This is a genomic window from Haloarchaeobius litoreus (assembly GCF_024495425.1).
GTDB lineage: Archaea > Halobacteriota > Halobacteria > Halobacteriales > Natrialbaceae > Haloarchaeobius > Haloarchaeobius litoreus.
Map to the genome: position 1 here is coordinate 872,378 of NZ_JANHJR010000001.1, position 11,940 is coordinate 884,317.

The window sequence follows — 11,940 nt, forward strand, 5'->3', positions numbered from 1 at the left end:
AGAGTTTTTTCGTGTGGTTGCAAAGGGTGCCTCCATGCGCTCGAACAGTGGTCGGCGGCGGTTCATCAAGGGTGCCGGACTGACCGGTACCATCGCGCTCGCAGGGTGTATCAGCAGTACAGACAACAACGGAGGGGGCGACGAGACGGACACGGCGACGCCCACCGAAGAGAGCGGCTCGACGGAGACCGAGTCGGGCGACGGCACCGCGACCGAGACCGAGGACGACAGTAACGCAGGTGCCGACGTGAACGTCGGGATGGTGTACGCGACGGGTGGCCTCGGCGACAAGTCGTTCAACGACATGGCGCGGCAGGGGGCCCTTCAGGCGGAGGAGGAACTCGGCATCTCCTTCGACCAGGCCCAGCCCGAGCAGAACTCCGACTTCTCACCGGCACAGCGTCAGTTCGCCGAGTCAGGTGACTACGACCTCATCTCCTGTATCGGCTTCGCGCAGACGGACGCGCTCACGCAGAACGCGGACCGCTACTCGGACCAGCACTTCCAGATCGTCGACTCGGTCGTCGACACCGGCAACGTCGCGAGCTACGTGTTCATGGAGCACGAGGGCTCGTTCCAGGTCGGCCACCTCGCTGGACTCCTGACGTCCCAGTCGTTCGAGGCCGGGCAGGGTTCGACCACCGGCGACTCGACGAACGTCGGCTTCGTCGGCGGCCTCGACGTGCCGCTCATCCGGAAGTTCCAGGCCGGCTACGAGGCCGGTGTCGAGTACGCGAACGAAGACGTCGACGTCCAGACGTCCTACGTGGGCTCGTTCAACGACGCCGCGACGGCGCGCGAGGCCGCACTCTCGATGTACGACTCCGGTGCGGACATCGTCTACCACGCCGCCGGTGCGTCCGGTCTCGGTGTGTTCCAGGCCGCACAGGAACGGGGCAAGTTCGCCATCGGCGTCGACGCCGACCAGTCCCGCAGCGAACCCGACTTCGCCGACTGGATCCTCGCGAGCATGGTCAAGCGCGTCGACACCGCGGTGTACACCGCCATCGAGTCCGAGGTCGACGGCGAGTTCGGCGGCGGCAGCGTGACGACGCTCGGTCTGGAGTCCGACGGCGTGGCCTGCGTCTACGGCGAGGCGCTCGGCGACGCCATCCCGCAGGACGTCAAGGACCAGATCGCGGCCTCCCGGCAGGCCATCATCGACGACGAGATCAGCGTCCCGACCGAGCCCTGAGCCCGGTCCCAGATGAACCACGTTCCATCGGACAGCAATGAGTAACACAGCAGTCAGACTGGCAGGTATCACGAAGCGGTTCCCCGGTGTCGTCGCGAACGACCAGGTCGACCTGATCGTCGAGAAGGGGTCGGTGCACGCACTGCTGGGGGAGAACGGGGCGGGGAAGACCACGCTGATGAACGTGCTCTACGGCCTGCTCCAGCCCGAGGAGGGCGACGTGTACGTCGACGGCGAGCGACGCGACTTCCAGTCGCCACGTGACGCCATCGACGCGGGTATCGGCATGATCCACCAGCACTTCATGCTGGTCGACCCCATGGAGATCTGGGCGAACATCGTCCTCGGCCAGGAGCCCCGGAAGTACTTCGGGCTCGCCGTCGACGAACGGCAGGCAATCCAGGAGGTGCGGGACCTGAGCGACCGGTACGGCTTCGAGGTGGATCCGACGGAGACGATAGAGGACGTGAGCGTCGGTGTCCAGCAGCGCGTCGAGATCCTGAAGGCGCTCTACCGCGGTGCGGACGTGCTCATCCTCGACGAGCCGACGGCGGTGCTCACACCGCAGGAGGTCGAGGAACTGTACGAGGTGCTCGACGAGTTGACCGCGCAGGGCAAGACGGTCATCTTCATCACCCACAAGCTCGGCGAGGCGCTGCACTCGGCTGACGACATCACCGTCCTCCGGGACGGCGAGAGCATCGCCACCGTTCCGGCCGACGAGACCAACCAGAACGAGCTCGCGGAGATGATGGTCGGCCGGGAGGTGCTGCTCGAGGTCGACGTGCCCGAGCACGAGCCCGGCGAGACCACCCTCGCCGTGGACGGCGTCACCGTCAGCGACACCGACGACATCGACCGGGTGAAGGACGTCTCGTTCGAGGTCCGCGCCGGCGAGGTGTTCGGTATCGCCGGCGTCGACGGCAACGGCCAGTCCGAGCTGGTCGAGGCAGTCACCGGCCTCGAATCGCCCACCTCGGGCCGCATCGTCGTCGAGGGTGTGGACGTCACCCGACGCTCCCGACGGGAACGCATCGAGGACGGCATGGCGTACATCCCTGAGGACCGCCACGAGCGCGGGCTCGTGATGGACTTCGACCTCGTCGAGAACGGCCTGCTCGGGAGTCAGCACTCCGAGCCGTACTCGAAGAACGGCCGCATCGACTGGGAGACCGTCAGGGGACACGCCGAGGAGATCATCGAGACGTACGACGTGCGCCCGCCGAACGCCGACGCCGACGCGCACTCGCTGTCCGGTGGGAACCAGCAGAAGTTCATCGTCGGTCGCGAGTTCGAACGCGACCCCTCCGTCGTCGTCGCCACCCACCCGACGCGTGGCGTCGACATCGGCTCGACGGAGTTCATCCACGAGGAGCTGCTCGACCTCCGCCAGCGCGACCGCGCGGTGTTGCTCGTCTCCTCGAAGCTCGACGAGGTGCGACAGCTCTCGGACCGCCTCGGCGTGATGTACGAGGGCGAACTCGTCGACGTCGTCGACCCCGACGAGACGACCGAGGAGGAGATCGGCCTGCTGATGGCCGGTGAACGACCCGACGGTGTCGCCACGGTGCGTCCGACCGGAGGCAAGCCATGAGCCGGCTTCGGGACGTACTCGAACGGCTCGTCGGCGCGTCGGGTGCCGAGCGTGCTGTCATCAGCATCGCCGCGCTCGTACTCTCCATCCTCGTCGGTGCGGTCATCGTGTTCGTCTCCGGTCTCGGGGCAGCCTGCGATGCCGGGGCGAACTACCACCTCGCCATCCCGCTACCGGGGAGCTTCGAGATATTGCTGTTCGACGGCAGACTCTCGCTGTTCGGCTACAAGTCGTGCTACGACCCCATCAACGTCTACGCGAAGCTGTTCGTCGGGGCCATCGGCGGCCTCCCGTGGGAGAGCGGCTGGCAGCCGACGAACCTCTCGATGGAGGTGTTACTCCGGCGGATGACATTGCTGTTGTTCGCAGGGCTCTCAGTCGCCGTTTCGTTCCGTGCGGGACTATTCAACATCGGCACGCAGGGACAGATGGTGTGGGGAGCGCTCGTCTCGGCTGTCACCGTCCTCTTCGTCGCCGACTTCGCACCCGCCGGGCTGGCAGGGACGGTCATCCTGCTCCCACTCGCATTGTTCTCCGGCGCGGTCGCCGGCGGCATCTGGGGCGCGATTCCCGGCGCACTGAAGGCCTACGCCGACGCCAACGAGGTCATCACGACTATCATGCTGAACTTCGTGGCGAGTTTCGGTGCGACGCTCATGATTAAGCTATTCTTCCAGGACCCAGAGTACTCAAATATCGGAACCCGTCGGATTCCGGTGAACTCCCTTGTTCCTAGTCTCCCGATGGGGTTCCAAGGTACTCGCTCCTCTATCTTAGCGCTCATATTCGCACTCCTGTTCGCGTTTATCGTCTACTTCGTGCTCTGGGGTACATCGTTCGGTTTCGATGTCCGAACGAGCGGCCTCCAGCCAGAGGCGGCGACGTATGCTGGAGTGAACGCCGAGCGTACAATCGTCCGCAGTATGACTATCTCCGGCGCGCTTGGCGGTATCGCAGGTGCTCTTTGGGTACTGCTATCTACTGGACGGATGTTGTCAGGAGGAGACGTTGCAGGAGGAAGTCTTGGATTCGATGGTATTACAGTCTCGGTACTAGCTGGAAATAATCCGATCGGTGTCATTTTCGGGTCGGCTCTGTTTGGCGTTCTAAAGAGTGGCCGCAACGCGGTTAACTTCCAGACCGACGTCCCACCCGAACTCGTAGAGGTGCTCCCTGGACTCATCATTCTGTTCGTGGCGATGCCAGAGTTCTTCCGGATGATTGGCAAGCGGATTGGCCTCGATAGCGGGCAGGGGAGTAACGTCAGGACTGATGGTGGTGAAGACGATGAATAAAGATGAACTATCGGAGTTTGTACGGAGTGTCCGCGGACTGATGAGCGGAAAAGACAGGAACGGGACTAGGCGAATGGTCGCGGGTGGGACACTCGCTGTCATCGCTCTCGTCTCGCTCTATGGCGTCTTCTTCCCCAACTCGACAGTCGGCAAAGTGTTCTGGACCGCCATCGACCAAGGCACCATCGAGTCATCGCTCCGGCTTGCAGTCCCAATTGCACTCACGGCAATTGGTGGCCTTTATGCTGAGAAGAGCGGGGTCATCAATATCGGGCTCGAAGGTCTGCTCATTATCTCAGCGTTTGTCAGTGTTCTTGTCACAGACCAACTCGGTGCCGGTCAGACCACGGGTGTCCCGCCGGTCGTTACCTGGGATCTCGGCAGTCGTGCGTATACTATCGACCCTGGACTGCAATTTGTTATCCCGAATATTTGGATCGGTTTACTCAGTGGTGTAGTCGCCAGCATGCTGCTTGCGCTCCTATTCGGAGTCATCTGCATCCGGTACGAGGCCGATCAGATTATTGCGGGACTGGCTGTGTGGCTTCTCGCCCTCGGACTCGCACCATTCGTGGCGCAAGTCGTCTACGGGAGAGTTTCGACCGAGAACGTTGGTACACTTGACACGTGGTCGATACCGTTACTGTCTAAAATCCCGTACGTTGGACCAATTCTCTTTGACGCGAATCCAACAGTCATTATCATGCTTATATCGGTCCCAGCCGCCTGGTACGGGTTGAACCGGACCAGTTTCGGCTATTGGGTCCGGGCGAGCGGTGAGAACCCGAAAGCGCTCGACACCGTCGGCATAAACGTCGACAGAGTCCGCTATGCAGCAGTACTCGTCTCCGGATTCTTCGCCGGTATTGGTGGAACTGCCCTATCATTAGGTTTCCAAGGCAGTTTTGACGGTGGTGGACCGACCATGGTCGACGGTCGTGGGTTTATCGCTATCGCAGCGTATCTATTCGGCAACTACAACCCCTTCGGTGCCTTCGCCGCGTCCTACCTTTTCTCTGGACTGCAAGCGGTGCAAATCCGTCTCCAGGGCCAAGGGGTCGCTCCGACGGAAATATTCCTAATGGCACCGTACATCGTGGTCGTCATCGTCCTCGTGCTGGTCGGACGGACCCGGCTACCCGAGGCCGCCGGCGAGCACTACGAGTCAGGCGAGGACTGACCGTCCCCCTGTCTTCTCCCGAAACCACCCCGAGAGAGCCGGGGGCTACTTCACCCTGGCCCGGGTATCGGTGCCCATGGACGACGCAGAGCTCGTAGAGCTGGCACGAACGGCGCGCGAGAACGCCTACATCCCGTACTCCGAGTACGCCGTCGGTGCGGCGCTCGTGACCGCCGACGGCACCGTCTACACCGGCTGCAACATCGAGAACGCGAACTACTCGAACAGCCTCCACGCCGAGGAGGTCGCCGTCGGGAAGGCCGTCTCTGACGGACATCAGGAGTTCGAGCGTGTGGCGGTCTCCTCTGGCGAACAGGACGGTGTCACACCGTGTGGGATGTGCCGACAGACGCTCTCGGAGTTCGCGGACGACGAGATGGTCGTGCTCTGTGACCTCGGCGACGACACCCGGTCGTACTCGCTCGGAACCCTCCTGCCCGACGCCATCTCCGCCGAGACGCTGGGCCGGGAGTGAACAGACATTTCTACTCGCACGATGAAGGCGGGGCCATGACTGACGCGAGCGAGGACCCGAACCAGGAGATGCAGTACCACGTGGAACTGACGCCGGGCGACGTCGCCGACACCGTCCTGCTGCCGGGCAATCCCGAGCGCGTGGACAAGATAACCAGCTACTGGGACGACGCCGAGGAGGTCGCCTACCACCGCGAGTACCGCACCGCGACCGGGACCTACGACGGTGAACCCATCTCGGTCACGTCGACGGGCATCGGTTCGCCCTCCGCGGCCATCGCGGTCGAGGAGCTGGCCCGCGTCGGCGCGGACACCTTCATCCGCGTGGGCTCCTGCGGGGCCATCCAGCCCGAGATGGACGTGGGCGACCTCGTCATCACGACCGGCGGGATGCGACAGGAGGGCACCAGCAAGGCGTACGTCCGCGACGAGTACCCCGCGACGGCCGACTTCGAGGTCGTCAGCGCGCTCGTCGCCGCCGCCGAGCGCCTGGGCTACGACTACCACACCGGCGTCACGATGTCCGCTGACTCCTTCTACTCAGGGCAGGGCCGCCCCGGCTTCGAGGGCTTCATGGCCGAAGGCGCGGAGGAGCTCGTGGAACACCTGCAGGAGGCGAACGTGAAGAACATCGAGATGGAGGCCGCGGCTATCATGACCATCGCCAACATCTATGGGCTCCGGGCGGGCGCGGTCTGCTCGGTGTACGCAAACCGCGTCACCGGCGAGTTCCGAACCGAGGGCGAGCGCCGGGCCTCGGAGACGGCGTCGCTGGCGACGAAGCTTCTCGCGAAGATGGACCAGGTGAAGGCGGAAGCGGGCGTCGACCGCTGGCACGCCGGACTCTCCATCGAGTAGCACGAGCCCGCGGCGTTTTTACCGGAAAGGATTCATATCGGGCGGCACAGCGGTGGATATGGACCGGCGGACGTTTCTCGCAGTTGCTGCCGTATCGGTCGCGGCAGGCTGTCTCGACAACGCATCCGGCGACAGTACCGGGGGAACGACCTCGAACGAGGATACTGGGGCCGAGCGTCGGCAGTTCGTCAGCTGTGAGGAGCAGTACATCCGAACTGAAGTCGTCGACGACGACGAACGGATAGACGGCTCACTGGATCCGACGGTGGTCGAACTCGACGCCCGGGACACCGGTGTCTACGCCGAACTCCGGACGACGTTCGGGACCATCAAGTCCTCCGAGGATTCGCCCGACCAGCGGGTCGACTACGAGGTGACGGCCTACTACTATCGCGGTGACGACGGGACGTTCCGGACGGAGGACCCGGACGAGGACTCCACCAACGGAACACGAATCCAGTGTGGGTGACGGCGATTCCGTCGACTTTCGTCTGGACCGTCTGATAGCGAACAGGCGACCCCACCACGAGCGTGGGGTGCATCGCACACCCGCCTCGTCCCCCACGCCGTCGTCGTTCAGGACACGACTGCTCTGGGTGCGGTTTCGTATATAAAGAGTCGGAGCGAGGAGGAGAGAACTGCGGCCCGTTCTACAGCGCGTCCCAGGCGTTCCAGGCGCGCTTCCAGGAGGTCAGGTCGGCAATCCAGCGGGCGGCGATGCCCTTCTTGAGCATCTTCGCGGGGAAGCCGCCGAAGGTGGTGACGGGGGAGATGTAGACGTCGTGGGCGACGGCGCTCTCGCCGACGGAGACGACGGTGCCCTTGTCCTCGTGGGTCCAGGTCTCCAGTCGCTGGCCGTTGATGGCGCGGACGACGTTGTCGGCGACGACCTCGGCGGCCTGCCAGGCGGCCTGGGCCGTCGGCGGGGCGGGGTGCTCGCCGGGCTGGTCGATGACGGCGGAGTCACCGAGGGCGAACACGCGCTCGTCGGAGGTCCGGAAGTCCATCTCGGCGTTGAGGCGGTTGTGCTCGTTCTCGACGTCGACGCCGTCCATCGCGTCCCGGCCGGTGACGCCGCCGGTCCAGAGGAAGACGTCGAAGTCGATGGGGTCGCGCTCGTCGAAGTGGATGACGTCCTCCTCGGCCTCCGTGATGGGGTCGTCCGTGAGGATCTCGATATCGTTCTCCTGCAGGCGCTTGCGGAGCGCGCCCTGGATCTCCGGGTCGCCCGGCGGGAAGATCTCCTCCAGCGCCTCGACGAGGTAGATGTCCATCGGGGCGCGGTGCTTGTCGCGGAACTCCGCGATCTCGCCGGCGGACTGGATGCCCGAGAGGCCGGCCCCACCGACGACGACCTGGGCCCTGTCGTCGCGCGTGGCGTCCTGTGCGGCGTCCTTGACCGCCTCGTGGATCTCGAGGGCGTCGTCGAGACCCTTCAGCGTGTGGGAGTACTCCTCGAGCCCGGGGATGCCGTAGTAGGCGGTCTGGCTGCCCAGCGCGACGACGACGTAGTCGTAGTCGACCGTCGTCTCGCCGTCGTCGACCTCGACGACGCGCTCGTCGGTGTCGAGTCCGGTGACCTCGCCCCGCACGAACTCGGTGCCCGGGTCGGCTATCTCGCCGACGGGGATCGTGATCTTGTGTTGTACAGCGGGGTCCCGGATGACGCGGTGGGACTCGTGGAGGACGAGGTGGTAGTCGACGTCGGCCACCCACGTCAGTTCGACGCCCTGGCCCAGTTGCTTCTGCAAGTCCTTGACCGTGCCAGCGCCCGCGTACCCCGCGCCGAGCACGACGACCTTCGTAGCCATACGGGAGCTTCAGAAACCGACCGATACAAAGGTGTTGAAACCCGGATGGGCGTGCGAGATGTTGTCAGGATAGATGCCGAGTCAGTGTTCGGGCTCTTCCGACGGCGCCGTCATCTCGTCGATGCGGAGGATGACGATGTTGTTCGTGTCGTCCTTGCCGTCGACGGTGCCCTTGATGAGCAGCTTCGAGAGCGGCGTCGGGCCCACGGTGACCTCGTCGCCCTCGTGGATGTCCCGGACCGACCCCTGGACGTGGACCTCGGCGCGGCAGAGCTCGGGATGGTGGACCGACGACAGGTCGATCTCCTCGACGATGGCCCCCTCGACGGTCTCGCCCTCGTGGCGGAACGGGACCGACGCCGGCTCGTCCATCTGCTGTATCTCGAGTGCCTCGTAGGCGGCCGCGGTCGGCTTGTAGCCGCCCTTCGGGCCGGGCACGCCTTCGACCAGCTGGAGCGCCTTCAGGCTCTGCATCTGGTTCCGGATGGTGCCCGCGTTCCGGTCGACCCGCTGCGCGATGTCCTCCCCCTTTACGGCGTTCTCGTCCTCCCGGTGGAGGTTGATCAGCGCCTGCAAGATGTTTTTCTGGCTCGGCGTAAGTTCGATAGACGACATACCGTCTGGTTGGTCGCTCGCGTCCTTAAATCCGTGGGATGGACCTGCACACCGGCGCGGGCCTCGTTGGTGGGCCAACGACCCCGTGAAGCGACAATGCTACAAACGCCCCCGTCGAACCCCAATGTATGAACGGGAACCGGGTCCTCGTCACAGGGGGCGCTGGCTTCATCGGGTCGAACCTCGCGAACCACCTCGCCGCCGACAACGAGGTGGTCGTCGTCGACGACTGCTTCCTCGGCACACCAGAGAACCTGGACGAGAGCGTCGAGTTCCACGAGCAGAGCGTGCTCGACGACGACCTTCCGACCGAGGGCGTCGACGCGGTGTTCCACCTCGCCGCGCTCTCCTCGCTGAAGATGCACGAGGACTCCCGCGAGAACCTCTGTACCGGGCTGCGGGTGAACGTCGAGGGCTTCGCCAACACCGTCGAGCAGGCCCGCGAGGACGGCTGTGACACCGTCGTCTACGCCTCGACGTCCTCCATCTACGGCGACCGGACCGAGCCCTCGCCGGAGTCGATGGACGTGGCGGCCAACACCGGCTACGAGGCCTCGAAGCTCGCCCGTGAGCGGTACGCCGAGTACTTCCACAACTACCACGACATGTCGATGGCGGGGCTGCGCTTCTTCTCGGTGTACCAGGGGTACCGGGGCGCAGAGGCACACAAGGGCGAGTTCGCGAACATCATCGCGCAGTTCGCCGACGACGTGGCCAACGGCGAGTCGCCGGTCATCTACGGCGACGGCACGCACTCGCGTGACTTCACGCACGTCCAGGATATCGTCCGCGGCATCGAGCTCGCGGCGGACCACGAGCTCCAGGGCATCTACAACCTCGGCACGGGCGAGCAGTACACCGCCAACGAGGTCGTGGAGCGCCTCTGTGCGATCCTGGGCAGCGAAGTCGAGCCCGAACACGTCGAGAACCCAATCGACGACGACGTGTTCGTCCAGCACACGATGGCCGACGCGACGAAGATGCGCGAGGCCACCGGCTGGGAACCGGAGATATCGTTCGAGAAGGGGCTGGAGCTCGTCTGCGAGCCCTACCTGGAGTAATCAACCGGGTCGTCGCCCGCGCCGTCGCCGTGTCAGTCGAAGTCGCGGCCGTCGGTGATGCTCTCCCACTTCCGGGCCTCCTCGTACTCGGCCCGGTCCGTCGCGTAGGTCATCAGCTTCACGACGACGAGCGGCAGGGTGTACATGCCGATGAACCCCGCCGAGGCCATGAAGACGATGGCGACGACGTCGTGCCGGGCGACGAAGATGGTCCAGTAGAAGAAGCTCCCGAGCACGGCCAGCGTCCCGAGCCGGATGGCCACCTGCTCCGCCCTGAGTTGTCGGAGATCGTACAGTGAGTTGTTGTCGAACACCCGCCCCAGCAGTATCACCGCGAGGACCCAGACGACGAATCGGAGGAGGAGGCTGCGCTGGCCCGCCTCGTCCGAGTAGTACTCGTCGGTACTCATATGGTTCCGAGTCTCCGTGTGGACACAAATACTTCATCGTAGGTTAAATGTTCACCGTTGTCACCGTGGCCGACGAGCGCGGGGGCGCGTGACGGCGTGGTGGGACAGCGGACCGGACTCTTCATACGGCATCCCCGTAAAATCCCGTCCATGAGCAGAGAGGTCCGTATCATCGGGGCACCGACAGACTACGGGGCGAACCGACGTGGCGTCGACATGGGGCCGTCGGCGATCCGGTACGCGGGGCTCGCCGACGAGCTGACGGCGGCGGGTGTCGACGTGGTCGACACCGGTGACCTGCTGGTTCCGACGGCCGAGACCCGCGACCCGACCGTGGACGAGCCCGAGGAGGAGGGCCGCAAGGCGAAGTTCGTCCGCGAGGTCGAGGACGTCTCGCTCCGTCTCGCCGACCAGGTAGCAGAGGCCATCGACGAGGGCGGCGTCCCGCTCGTCCTCGGCGGCGACCACTCCGTCGCCATCGGCTGTCTCTCCGGCTCCAGCCGTGACGCCGACATCGGCGCCATCTGGTTCGACGCACACGGCGACTACAACACGCCAGAGACCTCGCCCAGCGGCAACATCCACGGGATGCCGCTGGCGGCGGCGCTCGGCTACCGCGACCTCGCGGACGTCGAGTGGGCGAACGCTCCCGGTCTGTCCGAGGAGAACGTCGTCTGGGTGGGGCTTCGCTCCCTCGACGAGGCGGAACGCGAGGGTATCCGCGAGAGCGAGGGCACCGCGTTCACCATGTCGGACATCGACGAGCACGGCATGAGCGAGATAATCGACCGCGCGCTCGAGATCGCCACGGACGGCGTCGACGGCATCCACGTCAGCCTCGACCTCGACTGGCTCGACCCCAACGAAGCGCCCGGCGTCGGGACGCCGGTCCACGGCGGTGCGACGTACCGGGAGGCTCACTACGCGCTCGAACGGGTCGCGGAGTACGACGAGAGACACGACGGGCTACGGTCGATGGACGTCGTCGAGGTGAACCCGGTGCTCGACGAGCACAACCAGACGGCGAAGCTGGCGACGGAGCTCGCCGCCAGCGCGCTCGGAAAGCGGATCCTGTAGCTCAGGGACCACGCGGCCCGGAGGGTGCCCAGGACCGTGAACTCGGCCCCTTCTCCTTGATGAGGTAGCCGACCACGAGGAGCGAGACGAGTGCTCCGCCCATGCCGATGCTCCGCCCGTCCATGAACAGTGCTGCATTCACGACGAACGCGAGGAACGCACCGAGGATACCCCCTGTGAACCCCCAGTCTCGGCCGTCGAGGAGGCCGAATCCGACGACGAACATCGCGAGACCGACCACGATGGCGAACTGCCCGGTGCCCTGGTCCATGGAGCCCAGCCCGAGCGAGCCGAACAAGAGTGCGCTCAGGATGAAGTAGGCCCCGATGAGCCGGACGCCAGTTGATGTATGGTTGACAGCCATACTCTT

The 11,940-nt window shown here is 64.9% G+C and carries 13 protein-coding genes; 9 read left to right on the forward strand and 4 right to left on the reverse strand.

What is annotated here, in order from left to right; translation table 11 throughout:
- The first annotated feature begins 34 nt into the window (after window positions 1-34).
- From NOW55_RS04310 to NOW55_RS04340, 7 genes are all read left to right on the forward strand, one after another.
- A complete protein-coding gene (locus NOW55_RS04310; protein ID WP_256398845.1) occupies window positions 35-1,195 on the forward strand; it encodes a BMP family lipoprotein in 1,161 nt (386 codons plus the stop codon).
- A 37-nt stretch (window positions 1,196-1,232) separates the two neighbouring features.
- Window positions 1,233-2,789 (forward strand): ABC transporter ATP-binding protein, encoded by a 1,557-nt coding sequence (locus NOW55_RS04315; RefSeq protein ID WP_256398846.1) that lies wholly within the window; start codon window positions 1,233-1,235, stop codon window positions 2,787-2,789.
- The gene (locus tag NOW55_RS04320; RefSeq protein WP_256398848.1) at window positions 2,786-4,084 is read left to right on the forward strand and encodes an ABC transporter permease; all 1,299 of its coding nucleotides are present in this window, start codon (window positions 2,786-2,788) and stop codon (window positions 4,082-4,084) included. Before NOW55_RS04315 ends, NOW55_RS04320 begins: the two co-directional genes overlap by 4 nt.
- A gap of 40 nt (window positions 4,085-4,124) precedes the next feature.
- A complete protein-coding gene (locus NOW55_RS04325) occupies window positions 4,125-5,264 on the forward strand; it encodes an ABC transporter permease (protein ID WP_256399337.1) in 1,140 nt (379 codons plus the stop codon).
- A gap of 76 nt (window positions 5,265-5,340) precedes the next feature.
- A complete protein-coding gene (gene cdd, locus NOW55_RS04330; RefSeq protein ID WP_256398849.1) occupies window positions 5,341-5,739 on the forward strand; it encodes a cytidine deaminase in 399 nt (132 codons plus the stop codon).
- Window positions 5,740-5,774: 35 nt separating this feature from the next.
- A complete protein-coding gene (locus NOW55_RS04335) occupies window positions 5,775-6,596 on the forward strand; it encodes a nucleoside phosphorylase (protein WP_256398850.1) in 822 nt (273 codons plus the stop codon).
- Window positions 6,597-6,654: 58 nt separating this feature from the next.
- Window positions 6,655-7,065: a hypothetical protein gene (locus tag NOW55_RS04340; protein ID WP_256398851.1), complete on the forward strand. Its 411-nt coding sequence runs from the start codon at window positions 6,655-6,657 to the stop codon at window positions 7,063-7,065.
- A gap of 181 nt (window positions 7,066-7,246) precedes the next feature.
- Here the strand turns inward: NOW55_RS04340 and NOW55_RS04345 are convergent, their stop codons facing one another.
- The gene (locus NOW55_RS04345) at window positions 7,247-8,407 is read right to left on the reverse strand and encodes an NAD(P)/FAD-dependent oxidoreductase (protein WP_256398852.1); all 1,161 of its coding nucleotides are present in this window, start codon (window positions 8,405-8,407) and stop codon (window positions 7,247-7,249) included.
- An 81-nt stretch (window positions 8,408-8,488) separates the two neighbouring features.
- Window positions 8,489-9,022 (reverse strand): Rrf2 family transcriptional regulator, encoded by a 534-nt coding sequence (locus NOW55_RS04350; RefSeq protein WP_256398853.1) that lies wholly within the window; start codon window positions 9,020-9,022, stop codon window positions 8,489-8,491.
- A gap of 128 nt (window positions 9,023-9,150) precedes the next feature.
- On the opposite strand from NOW55_RS04350, the gene NOW55_RS04355 reads away from it, so the two are divergent.
- Window positions 9,151-10,083, forward strand: a complete 933-nt coding sequence (locus tag NOW55_RS04355; RefSeq protein WP_256398854.1) for an NAD-dependent epimerase/dehydratase family protein — start codon at window positions 9,151-9,153, stop codon at window positions 10,081-10,083.
- Window positions 10,084-10,115: 32 nt separating this feature from the next.
- On the opposite strand, the gene NOW55_RS04360 is transcribed toward NOW55_RS04355, so the two are convergent.
- Window positions 10,116-10,493, reverse strand: coding sequence for a hypothetical protein (locus NOW55_RS04360; protein ID WP_256398855.1), 378 nt, complete (start codon window positions 10,491-10,493; stop codon window positions 10,116-10,118).
- A 150-nt stretch (window positions 10,494-10,643) separates the two neighbouring features.
- Here NOW55_RS04360 and rocF point away from each other — a divergent pair, with 150 nt between their 5' ends.
- Window positions 10,644-11,570, forward strand: a complete 927-nt coding sequence (gene rocF, locus NOW55_RS04365; protein WP_256398856.1) for an arginase — start codon at window positions 10,644-10,646, stop codon at window positions 11,568-11,570.
- A 1-nt stretch (window position 11,571) separates the two neighbouring features.
- On the opposite strand, the gene NOW55_RS04370 is transcribed toward rocF, so the two are convergent.
- A complete protein-coding gene (locus NOW55_RS04370) occupies window positions 11,572-11,934 on the reverse strand; it encodes a hypothetical protein (protein WP_256398857.1) in 363 nt (120 codons plus the stop codon).
- Window positions 11,935-11,940 lie beyond the last annotated feature (6 nt).